General features: G+C 37.0%; 14 protein-coding genes and 1 pseudogene. 9 read left to right on the top strand and 6 right to left on the bottom strand.

Annotation, left to right across the window (positions count from 1 at the left end; all coding sequences use genetic code 11):
• From ACFIK3_RS08535 to ACFIK3_RS08525, 3 genes and pseudogenes are all read right to left on the bottom strand, one after another.
• Nucleotides 1-181: pseudogene (locus tag ACFIK3_RS08535) on the bottom strand (virulence-associated protein E); the annotation flags it as partial.
• Between the two features lie 99 nt (nucleotides 182-280).
• Complete coding sequence (locus ACFIK3_RS08530) at nucleotides 281-481, bottom strand: AlpA family transcriptional regulator (RefSeq protein WP_015856773.1); 201 nt, start codon at nucleotides 479-481, stop codon at nucleotides 281-283.
• Between the two features lie 176 nt (nucleotides 482-657).
• A complete protein-coding gene (locus ACFIK3_RS08525) occupies nucleotides 658-1839 on the bottom strand; it encodes a tyrosine-type recombinase/integrase (RefSeq protein WP_375660187.1) in 1182 nt (393 codons plus the stop codon).
• A gap of 226 nt (nucleotides 1840-2065) precedes the next feature.
• Between ACFIK3_RS08525 and ACFIK3_RS08520 the strand changes: the two genes are divergently transcribed.
• Both ACFIK3_RS08520 and ACFIK3_RS08515 read left to right on the top strand, forming a co-directional pair.
• Nucleotides 2066-2533 (top strand): helix-turn-helix domain-containing protein, encoded by a 468-nt coding sequence (locus tag ACFIK3_RS08520; RefSeq protein ID WP_375676544.1) that lies wholly within the window; start codon nucleotides 2066-2068, stop codon nucleotides 2531-2533.
• A gap of 949 nt (nucleotides 2534-3482) precedes the next feature.
• Complete coding sequence (locus tag ACFIK3_RS08515; RefSeq protein ID WP_375676543.1) at nucleotides 3483-4514, top strand: aspartate-semialdehyde dehydrogenase; 1032 nt, start codon at nucleotides 3483-3485, stop codon at nucleotides 4512-4514.
• Nucleotides 4515-4797: 283 nt separating this feature from the next.
• Here the strand turns inward: ACFIK3_RS08515 and ACFIK3_RS08510 are convergent, their stop codons facing one another.
• Nucleotides 4798-5436, bottom strand: a complete 639-nt coding sequence (locus ACFIK3_RS08510) for an SH3 domain-containing protein (protein ID WP_273791469.1) — start codon at nucleotides 5434-5436, stop codon at nucleotides 4798-4800.
• Between the two features lie 503 nt (nucleotides 5437-5939).
• Here ACFIK3_RS08510 and ACFIK3_RS08505 point away from each other — a divergent pair.
• The 3 genes from ACFIK3_RS08505 to ACFIK3_RS08495 are packed head-to-tail and all read left to right on the top strand — an operon-like array spanning nucleotide 5940 to nucleotide 8493.
• Nucleotides 5940-6758, top strand: coding sequence for a MetQ/NlpA family ABC transporter substrate-binding protein (locus ACFIK3_RS08505; RefSeq protein ID WP_273791470.1), 819 nt, complete (start codon nucleotides 5940-5942; stop codon nucleotides 6756-6758).
• A 48-nt stretch (nucleotides 6759-6806) separates the two neighbouring features.
• Nucleotides 6807-7841 (top strand): methionine ABC transporter ATP-binding protein, encoded by a 1035-nt coding sequence (locus tag ACFIK3_RS08500; protein ID WP_273791471.1) that lies wholly within the window; start codon nucleotides 6807-6809, stop codon nucleotides 7839-7841.
• Nucleotides 7834-8493, top strand: a complete 660-nt coding sequence (locus ACFIK3_RS08495) for a methionine ABC transporter permease (RefSeq protein ID WP_015856780.1) — start codon at nucleotides 7834-7836, stop codon at nucleotides 8491-8493. Before ACFIK3_RS08500 ends, ACFIK3_RS08495 begins: the two co-directional genes overlap by 8 nt.
• Nucleotides 8494-9359: 866 nt before the next feature.
• On the opposite strand, the gene ACFIK3_RS08490 is transcribed toward ACFIK3_RS08495, so the two are convergent.
• Nucleotides 9360-9839: a MaoC family dehydratase gene (locus ACFIK3_RS08490; RefSeq protein WP_273791472.1), complete on the bottom strand. Its 480-nt coding sequence runs from the start codon at nucleotides 9837-9839 to the stop codon at nucleotides 9360-9362.
• A 163-nt stretch (nucleotides 9840-10002) separates the two neighbouring features.
• Here ACFIK3_RS08490 and ACFIK3_RS08485 point away from each other — a divergent pair, with 163 nt between their 5' ends.
• Nucleotides 10003-11337, top strand: coding sequence for an NAD(P)H-dependent oxidoreductase (locus ACFIK3_RS08485; protein ID WP_273791473.1), 1335 nt, complete (start codon nucleotides 10003-10005; stop codon nucleotides 11335-11337).
• An 899-nt stretch (nucleotides 11338-12236) separates the two neighbouring features.
• On the opposite strand, the gene ACFIK3_RS08480 is transcribed toward ACFIK3_RS08485, so the two are convergent.
• Complete coding sequence (locus ACFIK3_RS08480) at nucleotides 12237-12506, bottom strand: hypothetical protein (RefSeq protein ID WP_375631492.1); 270 nt, start codon at nucleotides 12504-12506, stop codon at nucleotides 12237-12239.
• Nucleotides 12507-14788: 2282 nt separating this feature from the next.
• Between ACFIK3_RS08480 and ACFIK3_RS08475 the strand changes: the two genes are divergently transcribed.
• From ACFIK3_RS08475 to ACFIK3_RS08465, 3 genes are read left to right on the top strand one after another with little or no spacing between them, the layout of a single operon-like run.
• Nucleotides 14789-15532 carry a creatininase family protein gene (locus tag ACFIK3_RS08475; protein ID WP_375637763.1) on the top strand — a complete coding sequence of 248 codons (744 nt, stop codon included), beginning with the start codon at nucleotides 14789-14791 and terminating at the stop codon, nucleotides 15530-15532.
• A 21-nt stretch (nucleotides 15533-15553) separates the two neighbouring features.
• Entirely contained in the window at nucleotides 15554-16576 is a 1023-nt protein-coding gene (locus ACFIK3_RS08470; RefSeq protein ID WP_375676542.1) for a CobW family GTP-binding protein, read from the top strand.
• 10 nt (nucleotides 16577-16586) lie between these two features.
• Nucleotides 16587-17558 carry a WD40 repeat domain-containing protein gene (locus ACFIK3_RS08465; protein WP_375676541.1) on the top strand — a complete coding sequence of 324 codons (972 nt, stop codon included), beginning with the start codon at nucleotides 16587-16589 and terminating at the stop codon, nucleotides 17556-17558.
• Nucleotides 17559-18211: the final 653 nt, after the last annotated feature.

Below are 18211 nucleotides of genomic sequence, written 5' to 3'. Positions count from 1 at the left end.
AGAGTAAAAGACGCCCATCATGTCCATTGGCAAGGGATAAGCTAGGCAGCCTATCATCATGAGCAGGGCAACGGGCTATTCCATAACGCCCATGCCAAACTCCACGTAATGCACAAGTAATTTTTTGAGCTGTTGTATGCAATGCATAAGCATTGCTTGTTGTAGCATTTGTAAAATGCATAAAATCCCTTCCTGCTACTTGCATTACAGGACAGATTCTGTTATTTCGGGATTTGCGAAAGTCGAAATACTTTGTCTGTCCTATAAGGCGAAGTTTTCTTTAGGCGGCGTCGTTGCCACGTTGGTTTTTTGCCTTTTCGATTACATCGCAAAGGTCAGATTGTAACCAGCGCGCTAAGGAACCAATCTTTAAAGGCTTTGGTACCGAGCCATCAGCGACCCGCCGCCAAAGTGTTGAAACGCTTATATTAAGTAGTTTTGCACTCTCACGTACTGTGAGGAGTGGTCCGTTTGGAATCATGGAATCCCCTTTATATTAAATGATAGAATCACTGTTTATTAACTATATATAAATAGCAATTCGTAGCAAACTTTTCCAGCAAAAAAACAATATCTTGTGATTTTTTATCAAGAGAAGCAATAATTTGTGATTGTATTATCCGTTATGGATAAAATAAGGAAAATGGAGACATAGAGCTATCCACAACTTTTATTGTTTTGATCAGTAACATAAGAAGCCCATCTATCCATAAAAATACGACGCTGTTCTAAATAGTCAGTCCGACGATAGGCACGCTCTACTTTACCTCCTACTGTATGACTTAGAATGGTTTCAGCGACCTCATAAGGGGCATTGGTTGTTTCTGCGAGCCAATCACGTAAACTAGAGCGAAAACCATGCGGACAGGCTTCAAGTCCTGTTTTTTTCATGTATTGTAACATGCTGTTCTGTGCAAGGGGACCACGACCGGTTGCAGAAAAAAGAAACCCATTACGAGATAAAAGGCGTGCTTGTTTAATCACTTTTAGTGCTTCTGATGATAAAGGAACGCGGAATTCTTCTGTAGCATCGCGTCGTCCTTTCATACTTTCAGCAGGAATGGTCCATATATCCCCATCAATCTGATCTTCATGCATATAGCGCAAAGGACGTGTACGAACGCCTGTAAGAATAAGAAAACGCAAAGCCAGTTGTGTCATTGTTGTTGTTTTGCAGAGTGACTGATAAAAGGCAGGAACATCTTTCCAGTCCATTGCTGGTAAATTTTGTGCTTTATGGCGTTGTTTCCCTAAGAGAGCCCGTGCTTTTATCGTTGCTTGTAAATCAACATCCAGCCCCAAAGCAGCAGCATGTTTGAGACAAATATTAAGACGATTTATTGCTTTCTCTGCGGTTGCAGCTTTTGCATGCCAGATGGGAGCAAGAACATTGCGTATCTCTGTTTGTGTAATTTCTGAAATAGGAATACAGCCTAATTTGGGGAGAATATAAAGTTGTAAAGGTAGAAACCAATTCCCAGCCTTGCCATCTCCTTTTAATTCAGCTTTACGACTTTCAAAAGCATCTAAGGCAATGTCTTTTAAATAATGGAGATTACTTATTGCCTCACGCTTTTGTTTCTCACGTTCTTTAATGGGATCACGCCCCTCATGCAAAACAGAACGCCATTGATTTGCTAATTCACGGGCTTTTTTTAAAGAAACATTTCGCAACGCACCCAAGCCCATTTCGCGGCGCCGACCATGAATGGTATAACGATAAAGCCATTGAGCACCACCATCTTTACGCTTATGGAGAAGCAAGCCGGCACCATCATTATATTTGCCAGCCCCCAATGTTGCGACAGCCCTTGCATTAAGACGATTCATAAGAGGCATTTTTACTCCTTTCTTTCCTCATTTTTACCCACACACCAGCCCCGCTTTTGACGTGCAAGCAAGTGATATTAATTGATTCAATCTGAGAGGGTTTGTGATGAGAAAATCTTACTATATTCGGAGTTATGATTCAAGTTGAAAAAGGATGATTTATTATTATAAATCAATGTGTTGCCAGACCCCGGAATACTAATGCGAGGGCGCTCGCAACCGGTGGGGACATCAAGTGAAAGCCAAAAATCTACATTTTGACGATATTTCTTTAGGCCAAAAAATTCGCTTCAGAAGAAACGTCATGGGTTTTTCTCAAAAACAATTAGGAAGTCATTTAGGCGTAACATTCCAACAAATCCAAAAGTATGAAAAAGGCTTAAATCGCGTAAGTGCAAGACGTTTACAGGAAATTGCTCATATATTAGATGTTCCCGTTTCCTTCTTTTATGCTGATAGCGCAAAAAAAGAAGAGAGCCCCTATCATTGTGATGTCAGAATAGCAAGCAAAGCAGAATATTTACTTTTAAAAAATTTCAGAATACTGACCCGCAAAAAACAAAGAGCAATTTTGCAGTTGATTTCTGATGAAAAAATAACCCCTTATTTTCATAAATTCACTGAAAGGACAATCAACGTCCTTAATAATCTTGACAAGAATTGTGACTGTCTCCCCACACCTCATGAGAATGAAAATTCTTAATCTAATCTGATTTGTAAATAATCCGAATTCTAACGAGTTTAACTTAGAAATAGCACGTTGATTTATAATCATAATCTAACGTTATTGATATTGAATAAGTGTTTCGAATATCGTAAAATTCTTTCATTTCAAACGTGTTCTATATTGAATCAATCAAAATCTCTTGTTTGCACAACACAAGCAAAGTTGGCGTGTGAGTAAAAATGTACAAAAAGGCATACCTCTTATTGAATCGTCTCACATACCAAGAGCTGTAACGACATTGGGTGCTAAAAAAATGTATGATGGTGCTAACTTGCTCTTTTATTAAACGTAAATATGGGAGTGTTCAACGGCTTTCCACTCATATGACTCACTTAAACAAAAGGCTCTCCAAACAAGCCTAAGAATATTCCCACACACTAAAAAAACACTTAAATATATCGAGAAAGATTAAAGATCTTATACCACCATACTACAAAGATTGATATTTATAGCAAAATAGGATTAAAGTAAAAATAAGAAATATAAAGTAAAAAATAGACACGAAAAAAATATATGTATAACTTTCATAAGAATTTATCTATATATGGATACTTAAGTTTATTCTGTTGTGCCATAAATTCTATCATTTAAGGTATGAGGGCATGAAGCACGCATACCTCCTTAAAAAATTCAAAAGTGTGAAGGTAAACAATTGACAGAAGATAAGGAATTCACTTAATTAAAGTGTTTTCTAAAGAGATAATAGCTTAGCGTAAAATATTCAATTTTTTCAATTCTGAAAGATTAAAAAAGACGTATCATTTGAAATAAAACAATTTATTGTGCTAACGATGATGATTGCTGTGCACAAAATTGAGTTGTTGAAAATCAAAAATATAATTTAATGATGTTCCTTGACCAACTCACTCTCTCCTGAGTATAGCACGGGGAATAAATGTGGAGAGACATGAGGAGTATATAGAAAATGAGTTTTAAAGTTGCAATTGTCGGCGCGACCGGAAATGTTGGTCGTGAAATGCTTACAATTTTAGAAGAACGTGGTTTTCCTGCGCATGAAATTGTCCCTCTAGCATCACGACGCTCATTAGGACAAGAAGTTTCTTATGGAGATAAAACTTTAAAAGTAAAAGCACTGGATACTTACGATTTTTCTGACACAGACTTTTGTCTTATGTCTGCGGGAGGAAGCATTTCCAAAGAATACGCCCCTAAAATCGCTGCTGCCGGCTGTGTCGTCATCGATAATTCCTCCACGTGGCGCTATGATGCCAATGTTCCGTTAATAGTCCCTGAAGTCAATGGCGAAGCTATAAATGCCTTTTCTAAGCGTAATATTATAGCAAATCCTAATTGTTCAACAATTCAACTGGTCTTAGCTTTAAAACCTCTCCATGATGCTGCAATCATTAAACGTGTTGTTGTCTCTACATATCAATCGGTTTCTGGAGCTGGTAAAGAAGGAATGGACGAACTTTTCGAACAATCACGTGCAGTTTTTGTTGCAGACCCAATTACATCAAAAAAATTCACTAAACGTATTGCCTTTAATGTCATTCCTCATATCGATGTTTTCATGGAAGATGGTTATACAAAAGAAGAATGGAAAATGACGGTTGAGACGAAGAAAATTCTCGATCCGAAAATTAAATTAACGGCCACTGCTGTTCGGGTCCCTGTCTTTATCGGTCATGCCGAAGCCGTCCATGTTGAATTTGAAAAACCACTAAGCGCATCTGAAGCACAAGTGCTCCTCCGCGATGCACCAGGCTGTCAGCTTATCGATAAACACGAAGATGGTGGTTATACCACACCTTATGAAGGTACCGGAGAAGATGATACCTTTATTAGTCGTGTTCGTGAAGATATCACCGTTGAAAATGGTTTAGCTTTCTGGGTTGTCGCCGATAATTTAAGAAAAGGAGCAGCATTGAATGCCGTTCAAATTGCTGAATTGCTCATTTCTCGTAATTTGATAAAGCCTAAGTCCGCAAATTAATGCCCTGTCCGAAAAGATGAAGAGCCCTAACCGGTCTGTCAAAAGTCCGGCTTCTCTTCAGTATAATCTTTTCCAGCTGAGGATTCATATCACCATCCTAAAGAACCGTAATTCGAGGTATTGACAAATTTTACTCTGAATATCCTTGAATGCCTCACCACCTTAAGTTAAGCATTGCCGCCTTAATACCATTTTACGGTACAATAGGATCAGCAGCATAAGCATTTTTTGCTTTATGCTGCTGATCCTATTTGTCATTCCGGTTGTGAAATTAACTTTACCCTTATCGAGCAGGATAGGTCACGACACGGTAACGCGTTTCATTACGTTCAAAATTTTTGTAATTGACATTATTAGGAAAGGAGGGATTATAAGCACTCACGTGCTTTACAGAAACGCCTTGTGCTTTTTGCGACGGATTTAAAATTGTTCGTTCATCCCTTTTTTTAACACCTGTAGAATCGATAATCACATCTGTTCTGTATAGTTTTTGCATATTTTTCCGTGTTTTTTGAATCGCCGGAAGAGCTTTAAAGTCGGAAACAGCCTGTTTTACTTTTTCTTTTGGCGATTTTACCATGGCTTTTGATTTTACAGGCATCCTTTTAAAAGCAATGGTAGGAACATTGTTAACATTGACGTAACGTGCAGATGCCCAACCAACTTTTCCGTGATAACCAAGAGAACACCAAGTTTTATTGGATAGGCAGCCATAAATTTGCACTTTTGCTCCCATTGGAACCATTGCGATAACTTTATAAGCTGTCGCAGGACCTGTGCGTAAAGATACCTGACCTGATGCAACACGAGCAACTGTTCCTGTAATGGTTCCAGCTTCTGCGTGAAAAGCAGTCACAGCCACCTCTGACGCTCCCAAAGCCCATAAAATCATTGTTGTTGATAAAAATTTCTTTCTTAACATTATTTTTCTTCCTCTCTAAAACATGTGAAGGGCAAAATTTCGCCTTTACAAAAATTTGCCGCGTTTAAATCCAATGATCAGCAACCTTTATCCCCCCAAAGACCCCACAACATTGCAACAAAATCTCTCTTTATCGCCTACACGAACACGGCCTTTTGATCTTGATTGTGCAGTATGTTCTTCATGAATTTACGGCTAAAGCATCATCTGATTGTCCGGTTCTTCAACCAATCGTCCCTTAAAGAAGTTTTTTAAGTGTCATTGGTTCCCTCAACAAATGATTGCAATAGAAGAATTGATTGCCCGAATTTCAGAGCATTTCTGAGAATGAATGATGATCAGCCCTCAAAACAACTAAAATAGAAGGAAAAATAATACTCTTTAAAAAATAAAAGTGATTGAATATTCTCTAAAGCTTGTATAACTTTAAATCTCCCTAAAAAAATACAGAGCATATTGACACTTCCCTCAAAAAATCTCCTGGAAAAGAAAGTTAAAAGTACATGACATTAAAATTTTTTTCTCGTAGTCGGATTATAGGATTATTCCTCTCTCTCTTTGCTCTTTTTTTATCTACGGTCTTTGTCATGGCTACAGACAAATCAAAAATCAAACTTGGTATTATGGAAGGGCGGGATGCGATTATTTGGAAAACTGCTGCCGAACAGGCTAAAAAAGACGGTTTAGATATTGAACTCGTTTATTTTTCTGATTACGCTTTGCCTAATGACGCTGTTAACGCAGGAGAGATCGATGCGAATGCTTTTCAGCACGCCCCTTATCTTAATGAACAAATGAAACAACGTGGCTATAAACTTTCAATTGTCGGCTATACATTTATTGCTCCAATCGGTGTTTATTCACACAAAATAAAAGACTTAAAAGATCTTCGTGATGGTGCACATGTTGGTATTCCGAACGACCCATCTAATGGTGGAAGAGCCTTACTTCTTCTCAATTCTTTAGGTCTCATTAAATTAAAAGATCCTCATAATATTCTTGCATCTCCGCTTGATATTATCGAAAATCCTAAAAACCTGCAAATTCGTGAGCTCGATGCCGGTATGTTAGGGCGAGCTATTGACGATTTTGATCTTGCAATTATAAACACAAACTGGGCTATTGTTTCCGGATTAAACTTCGAAAAAGATGTAGTCGCATGGGAGAGCGCAAAAAATAATCCTTATGATAATATCATCGTTGTACGCACGAGCGAAAAAGATGAGCCATGGGTTAAAAAATTAGTTGCCGCTTACAATAACGATCTTATCCGTGCAAAAATCAAAGAGATTTTTGGCAAAACCGCCCAAACATCTTGGTAATTGTGCCAAGTATCCGAGTAATTGTGCCAAATGTCCGAGTAATTGTGAATGGAAAAACCTACTCTTATCTCCTTAAAAAACATCAGCCGTTGTTTTAACAAAACGGCTGGTATTCCGGTAATTAATAATCTCTCTTTAAATATCCATGCTGGTGAAATCCTTGGCATTATTGGGCGCAGTGGAGCAGGAAAATCAACACTTATCCGCTGTTTAAATGGGTTAGAGAAGATTGATGCAGGGTCCATTTTTTTTGAAGGTGTTGATATTTCCAATCTATCAGAGATAGAATGGGCGCCTTACCGTCAACGAATTGGGATGATTTTTCAACATTTCAATCTTCTCTCATCGCAAAATATTCTTGATAACATTGCATTGCCGCTTAAATTAAGTGGTGTAAGTAAAAAACAACGCCACAAACGTGCCCTTGAACTGATTGAATTGGTTGGGTTATCTGGGAAAGAATATTGCTATCCGGCACAATTGTCAGGGGGGCAAAAACAACGCGTTGGCATTGCTCGTGCGCTCGCTGCTAATCCTAAAATATTGTTATCAGATGAAGCTACCTCTGCTCTTGACCCTGAAACAACACAATCTATTCTAGAGCTCCTTGCTGATATTAATAAACACCTCAATCTCACGATTGTGCTCATCACCCATGAAATGGAAGTTGTGCGCACCATAGCGCATCGCGTTGTTGTTCTTAATCAGGGGAACATTGTAGAAGAAGGACGTGTGAAAGACATCTTTACATCACCGCAAGACGATACAACCATAGCCATGCTCAAGCTTGTCACCCCGCAACTTCCTGAAAAATTTGCGAAAAATCTCAAACCAATCGGGCGAGAAGCTGTCATTGAAATTAATATTGCCGGTGAAATTGCCCAGCAGCCTTTTCTTCATCTTCTAGAAAATGAGAGTGGTTTAAAAGCACGTATTTTGCATGGTGGCATTGATACAGTTCAAGATGAAACCATCGGGAGACTCTTCTTGGCTCTTCCTGGAGAAGATAAAGAAGCTTTAGAAAAAGCTGTTCAATGGTTAACGAAAAAAGGACGATATTGTGAGGTCTTAGGCTATGTTTAATGTTCTGTCTCATGAACTTCCCCAAGCTGTTATTGATACAATATTGATGACACTTAGTGCTTCTTTTATGGCATTTATTATAGGGCTTCCCCTTGGTCTTCTTCTTCACACAACAGCACGCGGGGGGATTTTTTCCTCATCTCTCATCAATCGCCCTTTAAGCATGATCATTGACAGTATTCGTGCCATTCCCTTTATTATTCTTGCATTTTATCTTCTTCCCGTTACGCGTATCGTTGTAGGAAGAGGGATAGGAATGCCTGCTGTAATTTTTATACTGACCATTTCAGCTATCCCTTTTTATGCACGCATGGCGGAACTCTCTTTTAAAACCGTTGAAAACGGTCTTATTGAAGCGATCCGCTCTATGGGGGCAAGCCGTCTTCAAATTATCAGACATGTTCTTATTCCTGAAGCTCTCCCTAGCCTGATTACAGGTTTTACAGTCATGGTCATTTCTCTCATAGGAGCCACCTCACTTGCTGGATATCTTGGTGGAGGCGGTTTAGGGGATATGGCAATCCGCTATGGCTATCAACGCTATAATACCTTCATCATGACCATCGTCATCATCCTTTTGATCATGCTCAATATTATAACCCAATGGACTTCTGATAAAATCGTACAAAAACTTGATAAAACAAAACATTAAAAGACTTAGAATTTCACATGCCAATACCATCATCCTCTTTGCCACTTCCAAAGTGCTTCCCCCTTGCCTATCGAAAACGCTCATAAGAGATTAGGAACTTTTTTCTTAAACAGTTTTTATCTCTCCCCATCCGTTTGTAAAATGAAAGAAAATAGTTTTAATTGATTGAATATAAAAGGGGATAAAATAAGAGATCTCACAGTATGTGAGACTCTCTCTTAACATAAAAATGATAAATTATCATGTCAAATTAAGACATTGGTCACGACCTTTCCCAACCTTAGAGAACATATTGAACTTATATAGAATCAACCAAAACCTCTCGCTTGCACGTTACAAGCGGGAAGAGCTGGGTGAGTAAAAACTATATAAGAAAGGAAGGAAGGCATGCCTCTTATGAATTATCTCAAGCGCCAAGACCTGTCTTAACATTGGCGGTTAGCATATAATATGATGGTGTCGGCTTTCTTCTTTACAAAGCATAAAGATAGGGGTGCTCAATGGCTTTATCATTATACCATTCACAGGCGCCATTGCGAAATGGATGTAACAAGCGTTGAGAGATGTTTCTTTAAAATAAGCCCGTGAATTGGCAACGCAAGTATATTCCATTTGAAGCGTTCTGTTTTACGTGATGGGTATGATCCCATTAAAGAACGCTATAAACAAAAGCGTGAAGCAATGCACTATCTACATTAAGAAACTCCTCTTCAAAACGATCTAGGAAAATAGCAACCTGCTATGGCCATCAACGCTATGATAGCTCCACTATATCTATCATCCTATAGATTATTCTCAATATTATCATTGAAGAAACTTCTAATAGAATTGTATAAAAATTTTATAAAATAAAGCACTCAAATAATCTAGATATTGGAAGGTTTTTCTTCCAAAATAGCAACAATAAGCCATTGAGCTGTAAGAGCTGGTTTTTTTAACTTTTCAATTTCCACCGTAACCCCATAATGGAAAACCACTCGACCAGAAGGGCGAATTTCTGCGTCGTCTAACACAAAACGCGCACGTATCCGTACCCCTGTTTTCACAGGACTCATGAAGCGTACTTTATCGAAACCATAATTAATCCCCATTGTGCTCCCTTCTAACTCTGGAAGCGCCTCATAAGCGAGCGTAGACAAAAGCGATAATGTTAAAAAACCATGAGCAATCGTGCCGCCAAAAGGTGTCTTTTTAGCCTTTTCCTCATCAACGTGTATCCATTGATGATCATCTGTAGCACATGCAAACTGATTAATCATATCCTGTGTAACAAGACGCCACTCCGATAATCCCATTTCTTTCCCAATAAAACTGGTGACATCTTGTACTGCTATTTTTTGCTGCATAACGCTATTCCTATTTTATTTGATAAAAGCAACCACCCCTCTTGCTTTTATAAAATCCATTGATTAGAGCATCAAGAATAAAAGATTAATTGTCTTAAAAACAAATGCACTTTATGAATGAGAAAAGTTCTTTAGCAGAATAGTTTTCAAATGGGAAAAAAGAATGGCAAGCAATGTGAACCTAACAGGTTTAGCGCATGATTTAACACAACGTGCAGAAAAGCATCCCCCCATCCGTATTGGACTGATTGGTTGTGGTGAAATGGGCACAGATTTATTATCAAGTATTGCACATATGGATGGTATAACAGTCGCAGCTGTAGCCACTAGAACGCCGTCACGTATTTTTGATGCCGCTACACTAGCCTATGGCGAGGGTGGACATGTCTGTGAAGTTGAAAATACTTATGCTCTCACGCAAAGCATTGAAAAAGGTTTGATTGCAGCAACAGATGATATTAACCTTGTTTTACGTCATGAACAAATTGATATTATCGTTGATGCAACAGGCTATCCCGAAGCAGGAGCAGAAATTGGTATTAAAGCGCTTGAGAATAACAAACATCTTGTCATGATGAATGTTGAAGCAGATGTTACAATTGGCGCTTATCTCAAACATGAAGCAGAAAAACGAGGGCTCATTTATACACTTGGTGCCGGCGATGAACCAACTGCTTGTATGGAACTCATAGAATTTGTTTCAGCCCTTGGACATAAGATTGTTGCAGCGGGTAAAGGAAAAAATAATCCTCTGCGCTTTGATGCTACACCTGACGCTTACGAAGAAGAAGCATACCGGCGTAATATGAATGTGCGCATGTTGGTCGAATTTATTGATGGTTCCAAAACGATGGTTGAAATGGCAGCCATTGCCAATGCCACCGGACTTCTCCCCGATTGCCCAGGAATGCATGGACCACGAGCAGCGCTACAAGATTTAAACAAAGTGCTTATTCCAAAACAAGATGGGGGCATTTTACAGCAATATGGTGTTGTAGATTATTCAATAGGTCCAGGTGTTTCACCTGGTGTCTTTGTCATTGCCGAAATAGCACACCCGCGTTTACGCGAACGTATGGAAGATTTAAAAATTGGTCAGGGGCCTTACTTCACCTTTCATCGCCCCTATCATTTAACAGCAATGGAAGTTCCCCTCACCTGCGCACGTATTATGCTTTATGGCAAAAAAGATATGGTTCCTCTTAGCCATCCCGTAGTAGAAGTCTGTGCGGTTGCTAAAAAAGATTTACATCCAGGTGATCAGCTAGACTTTATCGGTCTTTATACTTATCGTGCTTGGATAATGAACATTGCAGAAGCACGCGCTCACCACGCCATTCCTTGTGGTCTTTTGGAAAAAGCAACAGTAACAGCCGCAATTAAAAAAAACGAACTCATTACAGTACATAATACTGCTATTCGTGAAGATCAATGGATTGCACGTCTTCGTGCTAAACAAGACCTTTTACTTCATTGCCCTTCTTCCGCTAAGCTATAAACACTCCTAAATTACTTTACTTAACAGTATCCTTCCCTTACGCAACAGAACAACCCAGAATACACTTGTATCAAAAATTCAGGCTTCTGTTTTAATAAAAGCATTTTCCAACGACGCACATCCCCACTTCGCTCTCACAATATGTCCCGTAAATGCGACAGTATAAACCACCCCATGAGATGGCATAAGGTTCATTGTGTATCACTATCTTTGCTCTATAAAGCTACAAACTGGCATCATCATTTTATTTGCCAATATTACAACAGCGCATAGCACTTGAGATGATTAATGAGAAGAATTTTTACTCTTTTTTCTTTAACAATTTTGTCCATACACGAACACAACTTGTTATACGTAAAAAATACTTTTGATGGATTTAACATCAAACAAATTTGAAATGATAAATAATAATTTCTCATTTTTCTTATTGCATGAGAGCCATGAATACAGGGATATTTTTTATTTTATCCCCTTATGAAAGATAAAAAAATTTAAAAAGGATAAAATATACCTTTGATGAATAATCTTCATATGAGAGAAGGTAGACAATATTAAAAGGCTGTTAAAGAGAGTGAGTATACTAGCCTTATTACTAGGATAATAACCATAGACTATAAAAAATCAGGTTACACTACTTTGTAAAAAAAATATAAATGTAAAACATTGAACTTTAATAATGTTAATAAAAGCTACATTTATTATTAAGAATAGTAATTTTATTATAAAATACAGTATAAATGATTTCAAGTATGTATTTTTTTCAACATAATGAAATGAACAAAAAAGTCATCGACTTTATCGATGATCTTTCTATTAAAGTGTAACGAATATTCCCCAAAGAGATAAAACAGCACCTAATACATCCCCAATACATAAAGAAGCAAGAAGTGATAAAATACCTACCCCCCCCAAAAAGCTGAACCTGAAAAGGCAGCAGCTTTTTCAGCTTTCCCCAAAGCAATACCATCTTGTTCCTCAACGCCTTGAATAACTGCTCTATTCACAGTTTTAATAGCTACATTTTTTTCTAATGTAGAAATAGTAATTGCCATTCTCTCTTGAAATTGATTTTTTAAAAAACTTGCATTTCCCGCTATAGTTTGTACAAAAAAAAGAATAAATAGTGTAAAAGTGAATGAACATACACGATTTTTAAATATTTTAAACATAGCTTTCTTTGCTCCTCTTTTTCTTCACTGAAAAAATGAAGTAATCTTCACATATATAAAAAACAAAACTTATATTTAATCATTTATATAATCAGACATAATAAAATATTATATGTAATTTTGTTATTACAATATAACACATTATGTATTACATGTAAATACACAAAAAACAATAAATGATAAAAACGATTTATTCATTTTACATTATAATAACTTAAGATACTAACAGTAATATTTTGTCATTTTTTATTTCTATTCTTCAAAGTAATAATAATTTATAAAATTTCTCATTATAATAAATATTAAAAAACAAATTCATTTAAAAAGTTAAATAATAGAGATTTTATAAATAATTTAAAATGAAGTTTTAAAGAACTATATCATTTAAAACTGTCAATATAATGATAATACTTATATATTATTTAAATAAAAACAAAAATAGAATATTGTTAGTGAATCTTTTATTATATAACTCATCAGTAATATTGAAACATAAAATTGGTATCGAATAAAAACCTTGATCTAAAACAAGTTTATCCTAATAAATAAACCTTAAAATAGTGTACTCTTTTTCTATAAAACAGGTATAAATTATAAAAAGCAATTAAGATCTCTATTTTCAAATGGAAGAGACGTTAATAAAATGATTCTCAACTTTTACTGATATATAAAAAGAAAAAAATACTGCTAGCATCTTAAAAAAGGTAATTCAGCCCCCTTTATCCCATACAGCATAAAGAACACAAAATATTGACTTTCAAACCTAATAAAACAAACGCATGAAATAAGTAAATCTATCAGATTTACAAAAAAATTATAAGCAATACTAGAACACCAACAAACTACCTAAAACCAGATAAAAAGAGAGTCATGAAAAATGAGATGATCCCCAAAATACTGAAAAAACTTTCTTTCTTAATTTTCATAAAAGTTATTCCATATTTTTCGTCAATATTGTAGATCACAACCATATTTATATTTTAAGTAATTATATTTACTCTATATTAGTAACAAATAATTCTCTTTGAACGAAATTTTTAGCAATATTCACATAACTGTCTTCAATTTGTGCAAAATAAATAATAATAATAAAGAATTAATCAAATTCTTGAAAGAAAAGGAATAGAGAAACTTACTAAAAAATTGCATTTTTAAAATACCAACTTAAGTAAGCACATTGAAAAAATAACGCCATGAAAACTGATATTGAATGATAAATTCATCAACCGATCACTTTAATCGCAAAATATTAATCTATAATAATAATTTATTGTTTTGCATGTTGAATGAGAAAGCTGACGATTATAAAACTCTCTTAATTTTAACTCTGTTTATATTGAATCAATCAAATTTCTTCACTTGCAAATCACAAACGAGATCGGTGTGTGTGTGTAAACACACTTGAAGAAAGGAAAATATCACTTATGAGGTATTTTAACTAACAAGCGCTGTTAACACAGTATTGAAAACTAGCAAAGTGAATGATGATACCCATTTTTACTTTAAAAGTGTAAATATGGTGGAACACAATAGATTTTATATTATAAGGCTTTACCGTTATACTATTCACGGGCGCCGTTGCAAAATAGGCTTGGATACCTTGAGAAATGTTTCTTTAAAACAAAAGCGTCAATGTGCAACACAATGGCGTTCTGTTTATTATGTATCCAACGGTGTTTCTTACTGAATCATCTTATAAACTGCTCTATGAGATTACAAATTCATCTTACGTGAATTCTTCCCTTTATATTTATTTTTTCTCATGAACACTAAAATCTGTTAAGACACTATCCAAAGTAAAATCAATCAACAAATATTTCTATTCTTTTGTAATATACAGATAATTGAATAGAGTTCCTGATTGCAACAAAAGTCTGTACTATTGCAATAATAGAAATACTTTGATTATCCTCGCTCTATAATAAAAAAGAATATGTAATTTACAGAAAAATTACATTTTTAATAAATAATGAAAAATAATTTTTTCATTATTTATTGTGAATTATTTAATATGTATGAATATTTACTTATTAAAAATGAGAATATACATCATAAATACTTACAAAAGACAACTATCTTGAGAAAGATTGCCTAATATTACAGAAAAGTTGCGTTGGCATTGCTCAATAAAAGCTTCTCTATTTTTAACAAAGCTCTCATTTTTATGCATCCATATGTGATGTAAAAAGACGCCTATTTGCGTTTCTCTTATAGATAGATTAAATAGTGACAGCACCTTCGATCACTTTGTCTATGTTAACTTCTCTTTTAGGCAATAATTTATGGTATCTAACAGGCCTTTTCTCGCTCTTTTACCTTTGGGCGCACACGAATATCACGGAGAGCACCTTCCTTTCGAAACCGACTGGATTATTGCTGAAGCTTTTGCAAAAGCCCTCACTTTACAAACAAAAGAGCAGTTTCATATCGCACTTTTACCGGTTGAAAAGATTGGCTATTCTATAGAACATATGGATGTTACAGGTACACAAACTCTTACCTTTTCCGATGCGATTAAGCGATGGATAAAGATTGGTGAAAACTGTTATCACAAAGGGATCAACCGTCTTCTTCTTCTCAATGCTCACGGAGGCAATTCACCTTTAATGAGCATCGTTATCACCGAATTACGAAGACGCCTTTCCATGCTCGCTGTAGCAACAAGCTGGAGCCGTTTTGGTTTACCACAAGGTCTCATAGAGCCGTCTCAACAACATCTTGATATCCATGGAGGCTTTATCGAAACCTCTCTCATGCTCTATTTAGCACCAGAAAAAGTCCATATGGAAAAGGCAAAAAATTTTCATAATAAACAAGCGGATATGATTGCCAATTATCGATATTTACGTGCTTATGGTCCTCATGCCTTTGGTTGGACAATGCGAGATCTGAACACGCAAGGTGCGGCAGGAAACGCAAGCAAAGCAACACCACAAGCCGGTGAAGCAATCTTTTCTCATGTTCTGTCTCAGCTTCGTGATTTACTTGATGATATCAATCGATTTAACATAAACACATGGCAATAAAGAACAATAAAAGGTCTCTCCATGGAAACGACACACCCAAAAAAACTTCCCGTTACGGTTCTCACAGGCTATCTTGGTGCTGGAAAAACCACCCTTCTCAACCGCATTCTCAGTGAAAATCATGGCAAACGTTATGCCGTCATTGTCAATGAATTTGGTGAAATTGGTATTGATAATGACCTGATCATTGAATCAGACGAAGAAATTTATGAAATGAATAATGGCTGTGTTTGCTGCACCGTACGTGGTGATCTCATTCGCATTCTGGAAAGTCTGATGCAACGTTCTCATCGATTTGATGCGATCATTATAGAAACGACAGGGCTTGCTGATCCCGTTCCTGTAGCACAGACCTTTTTCATGGATGATACTATCCATGAAAAAACAGCTCTCGACAGTGTCATAGCGGTCGTTGATGCAAAGCATTTTCCCTCTCAACTGAAAACAAGTCGTGAAGCTGAAGATCAAATTGCCTTCGCGGATATTATTCTTTTAAATAAGATTGATCTTGTCACCCAACAAGAACGCAGCCATGCTGAATCCCTTATTCTCGCCATTAATCCCAGAGCCATAATTTACACAACAGAGCGCGTTAACATCCCTGTTGATAAACTCCTCGATCGTGGCTTCTTTGATCTCCAACGCACTTTAGATAATGATCCCCATTTTCTTGACCATCATCACGCAGATCATGTATGTGGTCCCGATTGTAATCATGATCATGACCATCATCACGCATCCCCCATTCATGATATTACCATCACTTCTGTAAGTTTAAAAACAGGTGTTCTGCAACCAGAAAAGTTTTTCCCTTGGATCCAGCAGGTTACACAGCAACAAGGACCTGATATATTGCGCCTTAAAGGCATTATCGCCTTTCAAGGAGACGATGATCGTTACGTCATTCAAGGAATACATATGCTTCTTGAGGGACAACATCAACGCCCATGGCGTGAAGATGAAAAACGAGAAAGTCGCCTTGTTTTTATAGGACGCTCTCTTGATGCTGAAAAATTAAAAACTGGTTTTGAAAATTGCGCATAAGTGAGTGATAATGCCAAACATTACCCATTATGATCTCAAAAGTTACTGCCTTTCCTGCGGTTTTATAGGCAATAAACCAGCCTTTGTTTCCGTAGAAGGTTTCATTGTTTTTTTTAATCCAGCCCCACAAATCGTTGAAGTTCACCAAGGAATAATTTCAAGCCATTTTTCCCATGACAATACCGCGATCATCACCGGTGGAGAAGATGGAAAAGTCTGTCAAACAACCGCAGCAGATCACACGGAAGTGTTAAGCCAAAAAGAACGCAAATGGATAAACAACGTTGCTTTTGGTCCACAAAAAGCTTTTGCTTTTTCCTCCTCACGTCTCGCATTTGCGCATGTTGGAAAAGAACAACAAGAGCTCACACATGAACGTAGTGTAGAAGGCCTCGCTTTTGCCCCAAAGGGTTTACGACTTGCCGTTGCCCATTACAATGGAGTCACTCTTCATTGGTTATCAACGCAAGTATCTCCCACCACATTGGTATGGAAAGGAGCTCATTGTGGCGTCACCTTTTCACCAGACAACCGCTATGTCATTTCCACGATGCAAGAAAACGCCTTACACGGTTGGCGTCTCACTGATAATCAACATTTACGGATGAGTGGCTACCCAAGCAAAGTCAAAAGCTGGTCTTGGAGCGCAAAAGGAAAATGGCTAGCAACATCAGGTGCCTCTGCCGCAATTGTTTGGCCCTTTCATACAAAAGACGGCCCCATGGGAAAAACACCTCTAGAACTAGGCACACGAGCAAATGCGCTTGTTAGCACCGTTTCATGCCACCCAAACAAAGAAATTGTAGCAATAGGCTTCAATGATGGAATGATTTTAGCGGCACATTTTCATGATGGAAAAGAAGTCCTTCTAAAAGGTTATGGGAAAAGCGCTATCTCAGCACTTAACTGGGATCAAGCAGGGCAAAACCTCTCCTTCGGTAGCGAAAATGGTGAATGTGGTATAATCAAGATCACTGATTAAATTAAGCACCCAAAAGCGCAATCATCGCCGATAAAGAATGCCCACACAATCCTCCAGAAATCTTATCCCCTTGCATCTCTAGAGCTCTCAGAAATCCTATCTCCCTAGCCCCCCCAAAAGTCTCCTAAAATCTTCGTAATCATTAAATCTTCTCTTTTCCTTTCCTCCCCCCCCCTTTAGACAAGAAAATACCTTAGACATGTTTTTTGACCTTTTAACATTGCTACCCCCATACAAGAATAAAAACATCACCCCTAAGACCGAAAACCCCACTCCCTATCAACATCTATATAGGCTACATACTTCCACAAAAGCATTTTTCTTAAAAATTCGGCAAAAAATAGCTGATATCATCATTAAAACAACGATTTATTCCTACGATCAGAAGAATGGAATTCAACACTATTTTCCTAAATAAAATTTTTTGATTTCCCTCTCTAAAGAGCAAGGTTGCCTACTAGCAGCCTTCTAAACTGCAGTTTTTTTCCTAGAAAATTCCATCTAATAATCATTTCATAGAGTTTCTATCACCGTCTTCTGTTCCGGTATCTCCTTCATCTCCAGATTTTGTCCCCACTCCTTCTGCCCCTGTTGAACCTGCACGTCCTTCTGTACCAATTGTTCCAGAGGACCATTCTTTTGTGCAACCTATG

This window comes from Bartonella sp. CB10SXKL, from assembly GCF_042195515.1.
GTDB lineage: Bacteria > Pseudomonadota > Alphaproteobacteria > Rhizobiales > Rhizobiaceae > Bartonella.
Note: the sequence above shows the minus strand (reverse complement) of the source record. Positions and strands in the feature narration are given on the sequence as shown.